The sequence below is a fragment of the Microbacterium allomyrinae genome, from assembly GCF_020682705.1.
GTDB lineage: Bacteria > Actinomycetota > Actinomycetes > Actinomycetales > Microbacteriaceae > Microbacterium > Microbacterium allomyrinae.
In genome coordinates this window covers 76,873-94,319 of the sequence record NZ_JAGTTN010000010.1, presented here as the reverse complement: position 1 = coordinate 94,319, position 17,447 = coordinate 76,873, and the positions used below count along the sequence as shown (strand labels likewise).

The window sequence follows — 17,447 nt, the reverse complement described above, 5'->3', positions numbered from 1 at the left end:
CCGGAAGCTAAGCCTCTCAGCGCCGATGGTACTGCAGGGGGGACCCTGTGGGAGAGTAGGACACCGCCGGACTTCCATTACCGAAATGGCCACCCAACGCAGGGTGGCCATTTCGCGTTAACACGCATGTCATCGCTCGGTAGACTCGAGGGATGCCGTCGCTCGAACTGACCGAATCTGCTGTAGACCTCACTCGCACGATCTGCGACATTCCGAGTGTCTCCGGTGATGAGACGGGGCTCGCAGACGCGATCTTCGCTGCGATCAGCGGACTTCCGCACCTGGACGTCTACCGCGATGGCGACACCATCGTGGCGCGGACGCATCTGGGACGTGCGCAGCGCGTGGTGATCGCCGGCCATATCGACACTGTCCCCATCAACGACAATGTGCCCACGCGTGACATCGTCGAGGACGGCACGGCGTACATCTGGGGCCGTGGCACTGTCGATATGAAGGCGGGGGTCGCCGTGCAGCTCAAGCTGGCCGCAGAACTCACCGATCCCCGGGTCGACATCACGTGGATGTGGTACGACCACGAAGAGGTCGACGCGGATCTCAACGGGTTGACGCGTCTCGCTCGCACCCGGCCCGATCTGTTCGCGGGCGACTTCGCGATTCTCGGGGAGCCGTCCAACGGCGAGGTCGAGGGTGGCTGCAACGGAAACCTCCGGGCAATCATCCGCACCGAGGGCGTACGCGCGCACAGCGCCCGGGCATGGATCGGCGAGAATGCGATCCACAAGGCCGCGCCCATCCTCGAGCGTCTCGCGCACTATCAGCCGCGCGATCTCGAGGTCGAAGGTCTCGTGTACCGAGAAGGTCTCAACGCGGTGCGCATCCGTGGCGGGGTCGCGGGCAATGTGATCCCCGATCTCTGCGAGGTCGAGGTCAACTACCGCTTCGCGCCGAGCCGTGATGTGGCGGAGGCCACCCGTCACGTCCGAGACGTGTTCGACGGGTTCGCTGTAGACATCGTCGATGTGGCGGCCGGCGCCCGTCCGGGGTTGGACGCGCCGCTCGCGCGGGAGTTCCTGTCAGCCGTGGGTGCGGAGCCCCGGCCGAAGTACGGCTGGACAGACGTGGCGCGGTTCAGCGCGCTGGGTGTGCCCGCAGTGAACTACGGTCCGGGCGATCCGCACCTCGCTCATCATGACGAGGAGCGAGTTCCCGTCGCACAGATCGAGGCGGTCGAAGTGGGCCTTCGCACGTGGTTGCTGGGACTCTGACTCCCGCAGTGTCGGTCGGCGGTCGCGGGCGCATCGCGCTGCGGATCGGGCTGATCTATCTCACTGCGCGGGTGGTGACGACGGCGTTCCTCTTCCTCGCGGCGGAACTCGCCACCTCGGGTACGCGCCTGGGGGAGGGGGCAGGCATCGGCGATGCCGTCACCGCATGGGATTCCCAGTGGTACTGGTACCTGTCCGAGGCGGGCTATCCGTCCGAACTGCCACGCACCGATTCCGGCGAGATCGCCGAGAACGCGTGGGCATTCATGCCCCTCTTCGCATACCTGGCGAAGGTGGTGGGACTCCCTTTCGGAAGCTGGGCGGCAGGCGCGTTCATCGTCTCGATCGCGGCCGGGTACGCGGCATCCCTCGTTCTCTACCATCTGCTGCGACTCAGGCTCGATGCGACGACGTCGACCTGGGCGGTCGTCTTCTTCGCCTTCGGCCCGCTCGCTGCACTGTTCCAGGTGGGCTATGCGGAGTCTCTGAATCTGCTCTGGCTCTTCCTGGCGCTGTGGTGCGTGATGAGACGGCGTTACGGCTGGCTGTACCTGCTGATACCGCTGATGGCCTTCACTCGGCCGGGTGTGCTGGCGTTCGCGCTGTTCCTCGCGCTCTTCGGGCTGTGGCGCTGGTTCCGGCGCACGCGCGAGCCTTTGGCTGCGCGAGAGATCCTTCACATCGTGGCGTTGGGGCTGCTCGCAGCAGCATCGGGGTTCGCGTGGCAGCTGCTTGCCGCTGCAGTGACGGGCGAGCCCGGGGCGTATCTGGCCACAGAACTCGCATGGCGGCGCAACTGGATCTCAGGCGAGGCGGCCTTCGCTCCCCTCGAGGGATTCGTGACCGGCGCCGAGTTCTGGTTCGGCACGATGTGGCAACTCCCTCCGGTACTTGGATACGTGACCCTCGCTGTCCTCGTGCTCGGGGCCGCCGCTGCTTTGCTGTTCGTTCCCGCCGTCAAGAAGCTGGGTATGGAGGTTCGGCTGTGGAGTGCGAGCTATCTCGTGTACCTGCTCCTCGTGTTCTTCCCGCAGTCGAGCCTCTTCCGGCTCCTCGTCCCGCTCTCGCCACTGTGGGGCGCGTTCGCGGTTCCGAAGTCCCCGGTATGGCGCGGGGGCGTGCTCACCCTCTGCGTCATCGGTCAGTGGTGGTGGGTCTACAACATGTACGCGCTCGGGAATGCCGCCTGGCAGGTTCCGTGATCGAAAGATTCCGACGCGGCTATCCCCAAGGCGTGCCCGGTCGCATCAGCCTCACGATAAACTTGACCAGCAGACCATCGATGAAAGGGAGCCGCAATGGCAGCCATGAAGCCGAGAACCGGAGACGGGCCGATGGAGGCCGTGAAGGAGGGGCGTCTCATCATCGTGCGAGTACCGCTCGAGGGTGGAGGCCGCCTCGTCGTCTCGGTGAACGACGCTGAGGCCAAGGAGCTCTACGACGTGCTGGGCGGCGTCGTCAAAGCAGCGTAAGTCGCATTGTTCCGTGAACGGCCGGTCCTTCGGGACCGGCCGTTCACGTTTGGCTTCCTGATACGCCGATATGCCTGGCGCGGCGCATACGTCTCGCCGGGGAGACTGGTCTCGTGACGAGCCCGTGCTCAGTCGGTGGGCATGGTGGTGAGCTGCAGAAGGCCCTCTCCGGTGATCGACAATGCGCCGATCACCGCAGGCGATGCCTGGGTCTCTTGGATGAGGGAGCGGTACGCCGTCGTGATCGCGTCCCGACGCACGGGATCGGCCACCGCGCCCCCCGCGAGAACGCGGGGAACGAGAACCGTGCCGCCGGCGCGGACGAGTCGCAGACCGTGCTCGACATACTCGATAACCCCTTCGGGGTCGGCGTCGACGAGCACGATGTCGTATGACGCTTCGTTCATGCGGGGAAGCACTTCGGCCGCACGACCCGTGATGAAGCGTGCGCGAGCGGGCGGGATCCGTGCCTCCGAGAACGCCTGGCGCGCAGCGCCGAGATGCTCCGGCTCCTTGTCGATCGTGGTGAGGGTCGCCCGCGGCGAACCGCGGAGAAGCCACAGGCCCGAGACGCCGGCCCCGGTGCCGATCTCGACGATGTTCAACGCCTGCGACGCCGCTGCGAGCACCGCGCACTGCGCGCCGAGGGCGGGGCTGATCGGTGCTGCTCCGAGCTCGAGCGCGTGCGCCCGAGCACGCGCGATGTGATCGGGTTCGATCGTCGCTTCGTCGACGAACCGCTGGTTCGCGTTCTGCTCGCCCATCCGTAGTCCTCCGCCGTCAGCCTACGCGGCCCGGAGGTGCAGGCAGCACAGGCGCGACGGGTAACCTGATGTCATGTTCTTCGGCCTCACGATCGAGAAGCTGCTGCTGATCGGTCTCGTCGCGGCTCTCATCATCGGTCCCGAGCGTCTGCCGCGCTATGCGGAGTCCCTCGCGGGCTTCACCCGCCGTACGCGCGACTGGCTCTCGACGGCACGCACTCGCGTACGCGACGAGATGGGCGAGGACTTCGACGATGTCGATTGGCGCACGCTCGATCCTCGTCAGTACGACCCGCGGCGGATCATCCGCGAAGCTCTGCTCGACGATGCGCCGGTGGCGACGGTGCGTGCGGCCGAGGTGGCCGGAGCCGTGACGTCGACCGCGGCGCCGTCCACGCCGCCCGTCCGTTCGCCGTTCCGCGGCCCGTCGGAGCAGCCACCCCCGTACGACACCGAGGCGACCTGACGCTTTCGGTCACTTCCGGCGACCGCGCGGAGGTCAGCGAGGGCGGAAGGGCAGCGGGCGTCCCGCCAGCCCTCTGGGCTCTGCCGCGAGCGCACCGGCGACCTTCGAGATGGCCTGTGAGGCGGCGTCCTCGGGGTGGGCGATGACGGCGGGGATCCCGGCATCCGAATCCTCCCGCAGCGTGGGGCTGAGCGGCACCGACGCGAGGACGGGAACGGCATCGTCGGCGGTCGACAGCGCTGCGGCGACCGCCGTACCACCGCCGGAGCCGAAGAGGTCGAGCGTGCTGCCGTCGGGAAGTGTCATCGCTGACATGTTCTCGATGACGCCGATGACGCGCTGGCCGGTCTGACGCGCCACCAGGCCGCTGCGCACGGCGACGTCGGATGCCGCGGTCTGCGGTGTCGTGACGACGAGGACGTCCGCGTTCGGGAGCAGCTGCCCGACCGAGATCGCGATGTCGCCGGTTCCGGGCGGCATGTCCAGGAGCAGCACATCCAGATCGCCGAAGTAGACGTCGGTGAGGAACTGCTGCACGGTGCGGTGGAGCATCGGTCCACGCCAGGCGACCGCGCCGAGCGGGCCTTCTCCGCCCGTCCGGCGCAGGAACATCCCGATCGAGATCACCTTCACGCCGTGCGCGATCGGCGGCAGCATCAGATCGTCGATGCGCGTGGGCTGCGGGACGGACCCGTCGGGCGCCACCAACCCCAGCTGTCCGGGAATCGAGAAGCCGTGGACGTCGGCATCGACCAGCCCGACCGAGAGTCCCTGCGCCGCGAGCGCAACAGCGAGATTGGCGGTGAGCGTCGACTTGCCCACCCCGCCCTTGCCGCTCGTGACCGCGATCACGCGGGTGAGGGTGCCCGGCCCGAACGGCATCTCACGCGTCTTCCCGCCGCGCAACCGTTCGGTGAGCGCCTGCCGCTCCTGCGGCGACATCACCCCCACTTCCAGTGCGACCTCCGCGATACCCGAAACCGACGCCGCGGCCGCCCGCACGTCCGACGCGATGCGTTGCGCGGCCGGACAGCCCACGATGGTCAGGGCGATCGCGACATGCGCGACCTCACCCACGACCGAGATCTCGCGCACCATGTCGAGTTCGCCGATCGGGCGACGCAGTTCGGGATCGGTGACGGCCCCGACTGCGCGGCGGACGCCTTCGACAATGAGCTCGGCGGCGACCTCCGTCATCGAGCGGTGCCCTCATCGTCGTCCATTCGAGCGTCGAGCTTCTCGAGCAGGACCCGCAGCTCGGCGCGGAGGATGTCGCGGGTGACGACCTCGGAGGAGAAGTCGGTGACGGCCATCCGCAGGGCGACGACTTCGCGCGCGAGGTACTCGGTGTCGGCGAGGTTGCGCTCCGCGCGCTGGCGATCCTGCTCGATCTGGACGCGGTCGCGGTCATCCTGACGGTTCTGCGCCAACAGGATGAGAGGCGCGGCATACGACGCCTGCAGCGACAGGATGAGCGTCAGCAGCGTGAAGTTCGTCGCGGCGGGGTCGAACTGGAGCTCGGGCGGCATCCAGATGTTCCAGCTCAGCCACGCCAGCACGAAGATCGTCATGCCGACGAGGAACCCCGACGTGCCCATTCCGCGCGCGAAGGACTCGGAGAAGCGGCCGAAGCGGTCACGGGAGGGCTGAGGCGACCGCTGGAGCATGCCTCCGCGCCCGCGAGGAGCGTCGAGTGCGGGGACCTTCGTCGCGCGCGCCATCATCGGCCGGCTCCCGCCGCTGCCGCGGACGATTCGGAGTGTCCTTCATGCGAACGCCAGTCGTCGGGCAGCAGATAGTCGAGCACATCGTCGACGCTGACGGCGCCGACCAGGCGCCGGGCCTGATCGACCACCGGAACCGAGACGAGGTTGTAGCTCGCGAGCAGGCGTGCCACCTCGGCAGCGGAGGCGGCGGCGGGTACGGGGTCGAGGGTGTCGTCGATGATCGCACCGAGTCGCTCGTGCGGGGGATAGCGGAGCATCCGCTGGAAATGCACGGTGCCCAGAAGTCGCCCGGTCGGCGTCTCATACGGCGGGAGCGTGATGAAGACCGCCGCGGCGAGTGCCGGATGCAGCTCGTGGCGACGGATGAGGGCCAGCGCCTCTGCGACGGTCGCGTCGGCGGAGAGCACGATCGGCTCGCTCGTCATCAGGCCGCCCGCGGTATCGGGGCCGTACTTGAGGAGCGCGCGCACATCCTCCGCCTCTTCGGGCTCCATCAGCTCGAGCAGTTCTTCGGAGCGCTTCTCGGGCATCTGGCCGAGCAGGTCGGCGGCGTCGTCGGGTTCCATCGCATCGAGGATGTCGGCGGCGCGCTCATCGCCGAGTGCCTCGAGGATGTGCACCTGCTCCTCTTCGGGCATCTCTTCCAGCGCATCGGCGAGCCGGTCATCGGGAAGCTCTTCGGCCACCTCGATCAGACGATCCTCGGGAAGGTCCAGCAGCGTGTTCGCGAGGTCGGCGGGCTTCAGATCGGAGTAGGTCGCGACGAGCTGCTCGGCGGATTGGGCCTCGCCGGGGTTCTGCTGCTCGCGCACGTCCTCCCAGTTCGCGAACGTGGTCGGCCCCTTCGCGAAGGGCGACGCGCTCGTGCGGGGGCGCCGGAGGAACAGCTGGCCGACATCCCACTCACCCAGCCGATTGCGCTCGATGGCGACGTCTTCGATGATCGCTTCGCCCGATCCGTCGCTCAGATACACCTTGCGGCCGAGCATCTCGGCCATCACGCGCACTTCGCCGCCGCGTTGCTGGAAACGTCGCACGTTGATGAGACCGGTCGTGATGACCTGGCCGGTCGCGATCGAGGTGACCCGCCCGATGGAGACGAAGACATGGCGGCGGCCGGGGATCTCGATGACCAGGCCGATGACGCGCGGAGGATCGTCTTTTCGATAGATGACGACGACGTCGCGGACCTTGCCGAGACGGTCGCCGGCGGGATCGAAGACCGAGCACCCGGACAGGCGCGCGACGAAAACCCTCTGCGTGCTCACACGTCCCAGCGTAGTCCGCGGGCCGTGGGAGGATGGGGAGATGAGCATGATGGGTGGCCGATTCCCGCAGGGCTCTGACGAGGTCGGCCAGATGGTGGCGAACTTCCCGACCTACGAGGCCGCGCAGAAGGCCGTGTCGTCGCTGATCGCCGCCGATGTGCCCGCGCGTGACATCGCGATCGTCGGGCAAGGGCTGCGTTCGATCGAACGGATCACCGGTCGTCTCGGATATGCATCCGCCGCCCGTTCCGGAGCCGTCAACGGAGTTCTTCTCGGGCTGCTGTTCTCGGCGATCCTCGTCATCGGGTCGCCGTCCGTGCCGATCCAGGCATTCGTCGGTGTGCTGTTCGTGGGCATCGCGATCGGCATGCTCCTGAGCATCGTCACCTATTCGTTCGTTCGGCGGCGCCGCGATTACGCATCGGTGATCCAGGTCGTCGCCGACCATTACGACGTCACTGTCGCGTCGGGGAGCCTGCAGCGTGCACGTCAGGTGCTCGGACCCCAGCCGACTCCTGCCCGCTCCGAGCGCGCGAGTGCCGCGCCTGCTCCGTCGACGCAGACGCCGGCGGCCGCACCCCCGGTGCCCACGACTTCACCCGTCGCGCACCCGGAACCGCCGAAGTACGGCGAGCGTGTGGAGGCGCCGGCCACGACCGACGGTGCCGGCGAGTCGTCGGCGCCTGCTTCGGACGACGACACCGCGCGATGACCGACGCCGAGCCGATCCGCATCGAGGTCGCGCTTCCCGCGGGTCCCATCGAGGTGTCGGCCGACCTGATCCACCCTTCGAACGCGTGGGCTTTCGTCGCGGTGGCACACGGCGCGGGCGCCGGATACCGGCACCCGTTCCTCGTCGGATTCACGAGCGCGCTCGCGCGTGAGGGAGTCGCGTCGCTGCGGTTCAACTTTCCGTACTCCGAAGCCGGACGACGGATGCCGGGGCCGGCGGCGCACGCGACCGCCACCTGGCGGGCGGTGATGGCGTCGGCCGCAGACCGGGCGGGCGATGCGCCGACCTTCGCCGTCGGCAAATCGTACGGCGGACGGATGGCGTCGATGGCGGCGGCAGAGGGGGCGATCGAGCCGGCGGGGTTGGTCTATCTCGGCTATCCGCTGCATCCCCCCGCCAGCCCGGAGAAGGCGCGGGCGGCGCATCTACCCGACATCCCGCAGCGGCAGCTGTTCGTCGAGGGCTCCAACGATCCCTTCATCGACCCCCGCGAGCAGCTCGAGCAGGCCGTCGCCTCCTGCCGGATCGCCGAGATCGCCTGGATCGAAGGTGGCGGGCATTCGTTCGAGGTGAAGGGCCGGAAGCGCCCGTCCGACGAGGTCGGCGCCGGCCTCGTACCCCTCGTCGTGGACTGGATGCGCCGGCCCTAGGCTGCCGCCCTCGCCGCATCGCGGGTGTTCAGCGACCGGCGGCGTAGCCCTGCATGCCGCGCGGATTCGCAGCCGCCCACAGCCGGATCGGGGTCGGCGCAGTGGGGGAGTAAGTGCTGCGACGGATGTCTCGTCCCACGGCCGATACGCGCCCGAGCGACCATTCGCCCGCGCTAGTCACCGCATGGCCGCGTCGTACGAGTCCGTCGATGACGGCTTCGCCCAGACGATCCTCGACAACCGCTCCGGCGGGCGTCCACGTGCGCGGCCAGAAGGACTCCGGCATCGACGTCGTGTGGAACGCCGGCGAATCGATCGCCTGCTGCGGCGAGTAGCCGCCCACGATCATCCGCAGGAGAGCCAGCAGCTGCCACTGGTCCTGTTGATCGCCGCCGGGGGAGCCCATTGCGAACTCGGGCACTCCGTCCTTGAGCACGAGAGTCGGCGTGAGGGTCGTGCGCGGGCGGCGGCCCGGCACCAGAGACGACGGATGCCCCGGCTCCAGCCACGTCATCTGCAGGCGAGTGCCGAGACAGAAGCCGAGAGCCGGGATCGCGGGCGACGACTGCAGCCACCCGCCCGATGGCGTCGCTGAGATGATATTGCCCCAGCGATCGATGACGTCGAGGTGGCACGTGTCGCCGCGCGTCTCACCGGTCCTGGTGACGGTCGGCTCGCCCGTGCCGGGCGACGATGCGCGGTAGGAGGTGCGCAGCGGCGGGCGCAAGGGCGCCCGCCCGTCGATTGCGCCGGGCCGGAACTCGGCGGAGGCGGTCGGGCCGATGAGATCGCGGCGTTCGGCGAGGTAGTCCTCGGACAGCAGCGCGTCGAGATCGACGTCGACGTCTGCGAACCACGCATCGCGGTCCGCGAGTGCGAGCTTCTGCGCCTCGAGGATGGTGTGGGCGCCCGCCTCCTGTGACGGGTCGAGCAGGTCGTCGCCCAACGGCTCGAGTAGCGCGAGCGTCTGGAGCAGCGCCGGCCCCTGCGTCCACGGGCCGGCCTTGGCGATGGTGCGCCCCCGGAAGTCACGCGTGACGGCGGCCTCGTAGGATGCGGTGAACGCTGCGAAGTCATCGGCCGTGATTACGCCGCGGCGCAGCGCGCCGTCGGAATGGCGGTGCGGCCGGGCGAGGAAGTCGGCCGCTTCATGGGCGACGATCCCGGTCTTCCACTGCGTCCGGGCAGCGTCGATGCGAGCGCCGCGCCCGACGGGTCCGTCATCGCGCACGGTGCACGACGCGTGGACGAGAGCGTCCAGGACGTCGGCATAGGCGGAGTTCTGCACCATGTCGCCGGGCTCGGGCGGCGCGCCCTGCGGCATCCACAGGTCGGCCGATGTCGTCCAATCCTCGGCGAAGAGCATCGCGACCCGTGCGATCGTGGCGGCCGCACCGGCGACGATCGGGTGGCCGTCGCGTGCGTATCCGATCGCGTAGGACAGCACATCGGCGAGTTCCCACGTTCCGTGATCGCGCAGCAGGAGGAACCACGCATCGACGGCGCCGGGCACGGCGGCCGCGAGAGCGCCGGCACCGGGCACCAGGTCGAGACCCTGGCCGCGATAGTGCTCGATCGTGGCTCCGGCCGGGGCCGCTCCCTGGCCCATCAGCACCGTCGGGGCGTCGGCATCCGCCGTGTGAAAGATGCCGACGAGATCACCGCCCGGCCCGTTCAGGTGAGGTTCGACAACATGGAGCACGAACGCGGCCGCGACCGCCGCGTCGAACGCGTTCCCGCCGCGTTCGAGAACGGACTGCGCGGTGGCCGTCGCGAGCCAATGCGTGGACGCGGACATGCCGAACGTGCCCGACAGCGTCGGTCGCGTCGTGAACGACGGGGCCGGGGTGTAGTTCGGCGGGTGCACGGGCGGGTCAGGCCGAGAGCCGTGCGATCCAGGCCTCGACCTCGTCGGCCGTGCGCGGGATGCCGGCCGACAGGTTGACCGGACCGTCCCCGGTCATGAGGATGTCGTCTTCGATGCGCACGCCGATTCCGCGGTACTCCTCGGGAACGGTCACATCGTCGATCTGGAAGTAGAGGCCGGGCTCGATGGTGAAGACCATGCCCGGTTCGAGCAGGCCGTCGTAGTACATGTCACGGCGGGCCTGGGCGCAGTCGTGCACGTCGATGCCGAGATGGTGGCTCGTGCCGTGCACCATATAGCGGCGATGATGCCCGCCCCGCTCGGCGTCGAGAGCCTCTGCCGCCGTGACGGGAAGCAGGCCCCACTCGGCGACGCGGGTCGCGATGACCTGCATGGCCGCCTCGTGGACCGATCGGAACGTGATGCCCGGCCGTGCCACCGCGAACGCCGCATCCGCCGCCTCGCGGACCGTCTCATAGATGCGGCGCTGGATGTCGGTGAACCGCCCGCTCACGGGAATGGTGCGCGTGATGTCGGCGGTGTACAGGCTGTCGACCTCGGCGCCCGCGTCGACGAGGATGAGATCGCCCGGGACCACCGCGCCGTCGTTGCGCGTCCAGTGCAGATAGCACGCGTGCGGGCCGGATGCCGCGATCGTGTCGTATCCGACGGTGTTGCCATCGCTGCGAGCCCGCTGGTGGAAGACGCCTTCGACGAGGCGTTCGCCGCGCGGATGCGCGACGATCGCAGGCAGGTTCGCGACGATGTCGTCGAAGCCGCGGGCGGTCACTTCGACCGCGAGCCTCATCTGATCGATCTCGTAGGCGTCCTTCACGAGCCGCAGCTCTGAGACCGCGCGCGTGAGGTCGGTGTCCTCGTCCAGCACGAGATCGCCGTCACGTGATTCGAAGTCGTCGATGTGCGCCGTCTGCACGCCCAGCTGCGACGCGACGCCTTCCAGCGCCGGACGCGGGCCGATCCAGAACTCGCCGATCGAGGCATCCGAATAGAACTCGCTCGTGGTGCGATCGGCACGCTCGCGGAAATAGAGCGTCACGTCGTGACCGCTGTGAGCACGGGGCTCGAACACGAGCGTCGCGCCCGGCTCGGCGTCCGAGGCCCAGCCGGTCAGGTGCGAGAACGCGGAGTGAGCGCGGAACGGGAAGTCGGTGTCGTTGCTGCGCTGCTTGAGCTCGCCCGCGGGAACCACGAGACGGCGACCCGGGAACGCGGCGGAAACCGCGTCGCGCCGCGCGGCGGCGAACGGCGCCTGGGCGATCGCGACGGGTGTCGGCTCGGTACGCTCGGCCCACCCGGTGGAGATGGTGTCGAGAAAGCCCTGGCCATACGGCTGACGCCGGTTCGTGGTGGTGGGGGTCTGGGCGGCGGGAGGGGCGATCGTGTCGCCCGCGGTGCCCGTCGCGGCGTCGGCTGCGCTGCTCATGTCTCAAGTCTCGCACGGCACGGCGAGCGGAGACGGGGTCAGTCCACCGGTTCGTACTGCACGATCAGCGGGCGGTGATCGGAGCCCGACGCATCCAGCGAGCGCAGCACGAGGGATCCCGAGGCACGCCAGTGGCCGGAAGCCATCACATGGTCGATCGGGGCGCCCAGAAGCGCCGGCATGGTCGCCGACCAGGTGCCGATCGCGCCGTTGCCAGTCTCGACCGCAGCGTCCGTGCAATGCCCGAGCGTTGCCCCGTCGAGCCCGAGTCCCGACATGTGGTCCACCGTGGCGTTGAAGTCGCCCGCCATGATGACGTTGTCGTCGCCGCACTGGTCGGCGAGCCACTGCAGATCGTCTCGCCAGTTCTGCATATAGCTCTGGCGCGGCGCCACGGCGTGCACCGCGACGACGATCGGTCCGTCGCCCGAGGTCGGCATCGCGACCGCGCTCGGCACGGTCGAGGTATTGCTCGTCCCGTCGAGCGAGGATTCGATCACGGAGTAGTCGCCGAGATCGGGCGAGATGAGCAGCGTGGTCGAGCCTGCGTCCCACTCGGTGGACGGATCCTCCGCATGGTGCGCCCACATGCGATGCCCGAGATCACGCATCGCGATCGCGACCTTCTCGCCGGTCTCGATCGTGGTCTCGGGGAGCGCCACGATATCGGCATCCATCGCCACAGCGATCTTCGCGATCGTCTCGGGCGGCGTCGCGGGGCCTGCGGTGTTCCAGGTCATCACTCGCACGCTCGTGCTGGACTTGGGCGGCAGAGCCTCGCTGCCGGTGCCGCCCCTGACCGAGAGCACCGCGGCGTTCGCCACGGTGGCGAGGAGAGCGACGACGGCGAGCGACAACGCGAAGCCGCGGATGGGGCGGGCGATCGCGAGCAGGAGCGTGAAGACGAGCGCTGCCGCGAATGCGAGCACCAGGATGCCGCGGAACGACACGATCTGCGCGACGGGATAGACGCGCTCGAGACGGAAGAATGCCGGCCAGGTGAGGACGGCCGCCGCGATCGCGCAGAGCACGGTCACGAGGATCCCCAGCAGGCGAAGCACGACCGCGACTCTATGCGAGCAGGCTGGGAGATCGGTCAGCGCGCGCCGCGTGGCGGCCGGTGCGCAGGCATCCATCTGGGTGCGCCGGCGGTGGACGAGCGGCGTCGACGTGCTGCGGCTCCGACGCCGCGATACCCTCGGAGGATGCCGGTTCCGCAGCGCTTCGAAGGACCGAGCGACCTGCACCTGCATTCGTCCAACTCCGACGGAACACAGCCTCCCGCAGAGGTGATGGCCGCCGCGCACGCGCACGGACTGCGGACGGCCGCGCTGACGGACCACGACACGACGTCGGGATGGGCGGACGCGGCCGAGGCCGCGGCATCGCTGGGCATGACGTTCGTTCCGGGAATGGAGCTGTCGGCGCGGCACGAATGGCGCAGCGTCCACGTCCTGGCCTATCTGCCCGATCCCGACGACACGGCGCTGAGAGCGATGACCGAACGGATCCGGTCCTCGAGACTGGATCGCGCCCGGGTCATGGCCGATCGCATCTCGCGCGATTACGACCTGGTCTGGGAGGACATCGTCGCCCAGACGATGGACGGTGCGACGGTGGGGCGCCCGCACATCGCCGATGCGCTGGTCGCGCGCGGTCTCGTGCGTGATCGGGCCGAGGCGTTCTCGAGCATCTTGAGCCCGCGCGGCGACTACTACGTCGCGCTGTACGCGCCCGATCCCGTGACCGCGGTCGAACTCGTCGTCGGCGCCGGGGGAGTGCCGATCATCGCGCATCCCGCGGGGCGCGCGGGGCTGCTGCCCATGCCGCTCCTCGAACGGATGCTCGATGCCGGGCTCGCAGGATTCGAGATGGCCCATCGCGAGAACGTGGAGTCGGGCCTGCGGACGCTGCGGCGCCTGTGTCGCGAGCGCGACCTGATCATGACGGGCTCCAGCGACTATCACGGTCTCGGAAAGCCGAACCTCCCCGGCGAGAACACCACGACCGATGACATGGTGGCCCGCATCATCGCCCTCGCCACCGGCGTCGAGCCGGTTTACGCGTAGTTCGTACGGGAACAGGCCGGCCCACGAATAAACACCCCCGTTCGCGAACGAACGGGGGTGCCTATGTGCGAGGCCGAGACCTCAGAGGGCTATCAGCCGAGCGCCTTGGTCTTCAGCGCGTCGTATTCGGCCTGCGTGATGGTGCCGGCGTCGAGCAGCGACTTCGCCTTCGCGATCTCGTCGGCCGGGCTTGCCGCCGAGCCGGCCGCGACGGACTTGATGTAGCTGTCCTGGGCGGCCTTCAGCTCTTTCGCCTGAGCGGCGCCACGCTGGGCCATGCCGTTTCCGCGCGCGATCAGGTAGACCAGCAGGGTCAGGAAGGGCACGAAGATCAAGAAGATGATCCACACGGCCTTCCACCAGCCGTTGAGCTTGTGGTCGCGGAACAGGTCGCCGATCACGGCGAACAGCGCGAACAGGTAGGCGATGAAGACGAAGATCCAGAGGAACCACCAGATGATGTCCCAGAACGAGCCCCAGAAGCCCTGGTATTCGTAACCGGTGGTCACGGCGTCGATGAGTCGCACGATTGTGCCTTTCTGAGTTGCGAGGTGGCGGCGATAACGTCGCCGCATGCGCTCAGACTAGCGCTCCCTGTGAATCCCATGGGAGCGACTCGACGCAGATTTCTCACCAAGACGGGCTCAGGCGCCGACAGGGGCTCCGCTGGCTGCGCCGGATCCCCCGCGGCGCCGGCGGCGGCGGCGGGGTGCCGGCTTGCCGTCGTGGTGCTCCTTGCCGCCGCCGTCGTGCGTGCCGCCGCCGTCGGCGGGGCGCTCGCTGTCGCCCGCGGGAGCGTCGGACTTCGCGTCACCGTGGGAAGCGGCGGCGCCGTCGTCGGTCTCGAACGACGAGCCGACGCGATCCGCTGCCCCGCCGGTGCCGCGACGGCGACGGCGACGCGTGCGCGCCTCGCCGCCGGATGCCTCCACCTCGGCGGCCACCTCGACGGCGCTCTCGGGCTGGACGCGCACCGCCTGGGTCTTCGGCGCGGTGACGATGCGACCCTTCGTGCCGGCGGGAATGTCGAGCTCGTCGAACAGGTGAGGGCTCGATGAGTACGTCTCGACGGGCTCGGGCTGACCGAACTCGAGCGCGCGGTTGATGAGGGCCCACTTGTGCAGATCCTCCCAGTCGACGAACGTGACGGCGATGCCGGTCTTGCCGGCACGGCCGGTGCGTCCCGCGCGGTGCAGGTAGGTCTTCTCGTCGTCGGGGATCGTGTGGTTGATCACGTGGGTGACATCGTCCACGTCGATGCCGCGAGCGGCGACATCCGTGGCGATCAGGACGTCCTTCTTGCCTGCCTTGAAGCCGGCCATCGAGCGCTCGCGCGCCTCTTGGCTCATATCGCCGTGGACGGCGCCCGCGTTGAATCCGCGATCGTTCAACTCGTCGACGAGCCGCTGCGCAGCGCGCTTGGTGCGCGTGAAGACCACGGTCTTGCCGCGGCCCTCGGCCTGCAGGATTCGGGCGATGACCTCGTCCTTGTCGAGCGAGTGCGCGCGGTACACGAGGTGCTTGATGTTCGCCTGCGTGAGACCCTCGTCGGGGTCGGTCGCGCGGATGTGGATCGGGTTCGACATGAAGCGTCGCGCCAGGGCCACGATGGGGCCCGGCATGGTCGCGGAGAACAACTGCGTGTGCCGCACCGGTGCGACCTTCGTGAAGATCTTCTCGATGTCGGCGAGGAAGCCGAGGTCGAGCATCTTGTCGGCCTCGTCGAGCACGACCTCGGTGGCGTTCGACAGGTCGAGCAGACGCTGATTGTTCAGGTCGATGAGGCGTCCCGGGGTTCCGACGACGATCTGCGCACCGGCTTTGAGCTGATCGATCTGGCCTTCATAGGCCTTGCCGCCGTAGATGGCGACGACGCTCGTCGAGCGATTGGAGGTCAACATGTCCATGTCTTCGTAGACCTGCACCGCGAGCTCACGGGTCGGCACGACGATGAGCGCCTTGACACCGGGCGCCGGGTCGAGACCGAGGCGCTGGACGACGGGGATGCCGAAGCCGAACGTCTTGCCGGTACCGGTCTTGGCCTGACCGATGATGTCCTGGCCCGGCAGACCGAGGGGGATGGTCTGCTCCTGGATGGGGAATGCGTCGACGATGCCCTTGGTGGCGAGCGCCTCGACGATGTCCTGGTCTACGCCGAGTTCGGCGAAGGTCGTCACGATGTGAGCCTGTCCGGCAGTGAGATGCTGCCTGAGTCCATGCCCTGGCGCGGTCTCGAAGACGCCGCGCGGGCGGAAGTGCGGTCCACGCCCTTCTCTCATCCACAGGCGCGGGAGCCCCGATCCGACGCCGGGGACTGCCTCTACGATACCGGAGGCACCCGCACCGCGCCCGAACGCGCAGTCGCACGGAGCGTTGCGGACGAGCGGATGCCGCAACCCGGTGCCTGCGACCGTAGGCTGTGTGCGTGGTGAAGTGGTTCTGGCAGCGTCGCGATTCGGGGCGCAAGCTCCAGCTGAAGTCGCGCGACGACATCGGCGGAGCCAACCGAGTTGACTTCGAAGAGCTCGCGCCCGACATCACGACCTTCCTCGGCCAGGCCGCGTATCTTCAGCTCGGCTTCTTCGAGACGCTCAGCGAGCTGATCCAGTCGACGCCCGAATTGGCCCAGAAGGAGTCGCTTTCGCGCGCCGCCGGGGCCGCGCTCACCAAGCACGAGGCGCTCGTCGCCGTCATCCGCCAGCGGGGCGACGATCCGACGGCCCTGATGCTGCCGTTCCGTGAACCGCTCGACGCCTTCCGTCGCGAAACGCACGGGGTGCGCCCGCAGGAGACGATGCTCTCGGTGCACATCATCGCCGGCATGCTCGACGACTTCTATCTGGCACTCTCGGCGAGCTACGGCGAGACCGGCGATCGCGTCGCGAGCATCCTCCAGGCCGATGATGACCGTCAGGCGATCGTCGACATCATCGCGGGCACGATCCAGAGCGACCTCGAGTGGAAATCGCTTCTCGCGATGTGGGGACGCCGGCTCGTCGGTGACACGCTGCTCATCGCGCGCGCCGCACTGCGTCCGATGGCCGTGGGGTCGGTGGACGAGCAGAAGGTCGAACCCGTCTTCACCGAGCTCATGGCCGCGCACTCACGCCGCATGGACGCGATGGGGCTCGCCGCATAGGCGGACTGGACCGTCGCCGCGGGGCGACGCGGCCGGGTCAGCCGATCTTGAGACGGGCCTTCTCATTCGAATCGTGCGCGACGCGCAGGCGCGAGATCAGGATGATCGCGGGATAGGTCACGACGATCGGCACGATCAGCGCGGCGAGCCACGGCCACGGCGTGTCGATGCCGACGCCGGCCCACGTGAGGATCGTCCACACGAGACCCGCCGACACGGCGCCGATCATGGGCGCGAGAACGACGCCACGCGTCAGCCGCTGGTGCAGCTGGAAGTGGATGCCGATGCCGATCACGGCGCCGATGATGAACGCGATGAGAATCTGCATGGCGTCGGGCTCAGGCGACGAAGCCGACGCGCCGGGACTCTTCGGTGCCCAGTTCGATGTACGCCAGGCCGGCTGTCGGAACGATGTACGAGTTGCCCTTCGCGTCGGCGAACGTCACGTGCGTCGCACCGGCGTCGAGGGCGGCTGCGACGGACTTCTTGACGTCGGCTGCGGGCTCGTTCGTCTCGAAGTTGAGCTCGCGGCCGGTGTTCGCGATGCCGATGCGGATCTCCACGTGACTGACCTCCTGCGCGGGGCGACGGTGTTCCTGCCGAAAGGCTGAGGGCTCCC

The 17,447-nt window shown here is 68.6% G+C and carries 19 protein-coding genes and 1 rRNA gene; 9 read left to right on the top strand and 11 right to left on the bottom strand.

Annotated features, from left to right (window positions below; genetic code table 11):
- From rrf to KEC57_RS18655, 4 genes are all read left to right on the top strand, one after another.
- Positions 1 to 72: ribosomal RNA gene (gene rrf / locus KEC57_RS19260) — 5S ribosomal RNA — on the top strand; the annotation flags it as partial.
- 80 nt (positions 73 to 152) lie between these two features.
- Entirely contained in the window at positions 153 to 1,229 is a 1,077-nt protein-coding gene (dapE, locus tag KEC57_RS18665) for a succinyl-diaminopimelate desuccinylase (RefSeq protein WP_229386204.1), read from the top strand.
- The gene (locus KEC57_RS18660; RefSeq protein ID WP_229386203.1) at positions 1,211 to 2,431 is read left to right on the top strand and encodes a putative hexosyltransferase; all 1,221 of its coding nucleotides are present in this window, start codon (positions 1,211 to 1,213) and stop codon (positions 2,429 to 2,431) included. Before dapE ends, KEC57_RS18660 begins: the two co-directional genes overlap by 19 nt.
- 96 nt (positions 2,432 to 2,527) lie before the next feature.
- Entirely contained in the window at positions 2,528 to 2,701 is a 174-nt protein-coding gene (locus KEC57_RS18655) for a DUF3117 domain-containing protein (protein WP_229386202.1), read from the top strand.
- A 128-nt stretch (positions 2,702 to 2,829) separates the two neighbouring features.
- On the opposite strand, the gene KEC57_RS18650 is transcribed toward KEC57_RS18655, so the two are convergent.
- Positions 2,830 to 3,465 (bottom strand): O-methyltransferase, encoded by a 636-nt coding sequence (locus KEC57_RS18650; RefSeq protein WP_229386201.1) that lies wholly within the window; start codon positions 3,463 to 3,465, stop codon positions 2,830 to 2,832.
- Between the two features lie 73 nt (positions 3,466 to 3,538).
- On the opposite strand from KEC57_RS18650, the gene KEC57_RS18645 reads away from it, so the two are divergent.
- A complete protein-coding gene (locus KEC57_RS18645; RefSeq protein WP_229386200.1) occupies positions 3,539 to 3,931 on the top strand; it encodes a twin-arginine translocase TatA/TatE family subunit in 393 nt (130 codons plus the stop codon).
- Between the two features lie 33 nt (positions 3,932 to 3,964).
- Here KEC57_RS18645 and KEC57_RS18640 read toward each other — a convergent pair whose 3' ends face one another.
- From KEC57_RS18640 to KEC57_RS18630, 3 genes are read right to left on the bottom strand one after another with little or no spacing between them, the layout of a single operon-like run.
- A complete protein-coding gene (locus KEC57_RS18640) occupies positions 3,965 to 5,128 on the bottom strand; it encodes an Mrp/NBP35 family ATP-binding protein (protein ID WP_229386199.1) in 1,164 nt (387 codons plus the stop codon).
- Complete coding sequence (locus KEC57_RS18635) at positions 5,125 to 5,652, bottom strand: DUF1003 domain-containing protein (protein WP_229386209.1); 528 nt, start codon at positions 5,650 to 5,652, stop codon at positions 5,125 to 5,127. The genes KEC57_RS18640 and KEC57_RS18635 overlap by 4 nt, the downstream gene beginning before the upstream one ends.
- Positions 5,652 to 6,926, bottom strand: a complete 1,275-nt coding sequence (locus KEC57_RS18630; RefSeq protein ID WP_229386198.1) for a magnesium transporter MgtE N-terminal domain-containing protein — start codon at positions 6,924 to 6,926, stop codon at positions 5,652 to 5,654. Before KEC57_RS18630 ends, KEC57_RS18635 begins: the two co-directional genes overlap by 1 nt.
- A 40-nt stretch (positions 6,927 to 6,966) precedes the next feature.
- Here KEC57_RS18630 and KEC57_RS18625 point away from each other — a divergent pair, with 40 nt between their 5' ends.
- The gene (locus tag KEC57_RS18625; RefSeq protein ID WP_229386197.1) at positions 6,967 to 7,638 is read left to right on the top strand and encodes a YflT domain-containing protein; all 672 of its coding nucleotides are present in this window, start codon (positions 6,967 to 6,969) and stop codon (positions 7,636 to 7,638) included.
- Positions 7,635 to 8,309 (top strand): alpha/beta hydrolase family protein, encoded by a 675-nt coding sequence (locus KEC57_RS18620; protein WP_229386196.1) that lies wholly within the window; start codon positions 7,635 to 7,637, stop codon positions 8,307 to 8,309. Before KEC57_RS18625 ends, KEC57_RS18620 begins: the two co-directional genes overlap by 4 nt.
- A 28-nt stretch (positions 8,310 to 8,337) precedes the next feature.
- On the opposite strand, the gene KEC57_RS18615 is transcribed toward KEC57_RS18620, so the two are convergent.
- The 3 genes from KEC57_RS18615 to KEC57_RS18605 all read right to left on the bottom strand — a co-directional run bounded on the left by KEC57_RS18615 (position 8,338) and on the right by KEC57_RS18605 (position 12,681).
- Complete coding sequence (locus tag KEC57_RS18615; protein ID WP_229386208.1) at positions 8,338 to 10,107, bottom strand: gamma-glutamyltransferase family protein; 1,770 nt, start codon at positions 10,105 to 10,107, stop codon at positions 8,338 to 8,340.
- Between the two features lie 76 nt (positions 10,108 to 10,183).
- Positions 10,184 to 11,620, bottom strand: coding sequence for an aminopeptidase P family protein (locus KEC57_RS18610; RefSeq protein ID WP_229386195.1), 1,437 nt, complete (start codon positions 11,618 to 11,620; stop codon positions 10,184 to 10,186).
- Positions 11,621 to 11,658: 38 nt separating this feature from the next.
- Positions 11,659 to 12,681 (bottom strand): endonuclease/exonuclease/phosphatase family protein, encoded by a 1,023-nt coding sequence (locus KEC57_RS18605; protein WP_229386194.1) that lies wholly within the window; start codon positions 12,679 to 12,681, stop codon positions 11,659 to 11,661.
- 144 nt (positions 12,682 to 12,825) lie between these two features.
- Here KEC57_RS18605 and KEC57_RS18600 point away from each other — a divergent pair, with 144 nt between their 5' ends.
- Positions 12,826 to 13,689 carry a PHP domain-containing protein gene (locus KEC57_RS18600; RefSeq protein ID WP_229386193.1) on the top strand — a complete coding sequence of 288 codons (864 nt, stop codon included), beginning with the start codon at positions 12,826 to 12,828 and terminating at the stop codon, positions 13,687 to 13,689.
- A 92-nt stretch (positions 13,690 to 13,781) separates the two neighbouring features.
- Here KEC57_RS18600 and KEC57_RS18595 read toward each other — a convergent pair whose 3' ends face one another.
- Together KEC57_RS18595 and KEC57_RS18590 are read right to left on the bottom strand one after the other, a co-directional pair.
- Positions 13,782 to 14,216 carry an SHOCT domain-containing protein gene (locus KEC57_RS18595; RefSeq protein WP_229386192.1) on the bottom strand — a complete coding sequence of 145 codons (435 nt, stop codon included), beginning with the start codon at positions 14,214 to 14,216 and terminating at the stop codon, positions 13,782 to 13,784.
- A 117-nt stretch (positions 14,217 to 14,333) separates the two neighbouring features.
- Positions 14,334 to 15,866 (bottom strand): DEAD/DEAH box helicase, encoded by a 1,533-nt coding sequence (locus KEC57_RS18590; protein ID WP_229386191.1) that lies wholly within the window; start codon positions 15,864 to 15,866, stop codon positions 14,334 to 14,336.
- 248 nt (positions 15,867 to 16,114) lie between these two features.
- On the opposite strand from KEC57_RS18590, the gene KEC57_RS18585 reads away from it, so the two are divergent.
- Complete coding sequence (locus KEC57_RS18585) at positions 16,115 to 16,828, top strand: ferritin-like fold-containing protein (RefSeq protein ID WP_229386190.1); 714 nt, start codon at positions 16,115 to 16,117, stop codon at positions 16,826 to 16,828.
- A 37-nt stretch (positions 16,829 to 16,865) separates the two neighbouring features.
- Here the strand turns inward: KEC57_RS18585 and KEC57_RS18580 are convergent, their stop codons facing one another.
- A complete protein-coding gene (locus tag KEC57_RS18580; RefSeq protein ID WP_229386189.1) occupies positions 16,866 to 17,156 on the bottom strand; it encodes a hypothetical protein in 291 nt (96 codons plus the stop codon).
- 10 nt (positions 17,157 to 17,166) lie between these two features.
- Positions 17,167 to 17,391, bottom strand: coding sequence for a DUF3107 domain-containing protein (locus tag KEC57_RS18575; RefSeq protein ID WP_229386188.1), 225 nt, complete (start codon positions 17,389 to 17,391; stop codon positions 17,167 to 17,169).
- Positions 17,392 to 17,447: the final 56 nt, after the last annotated feature.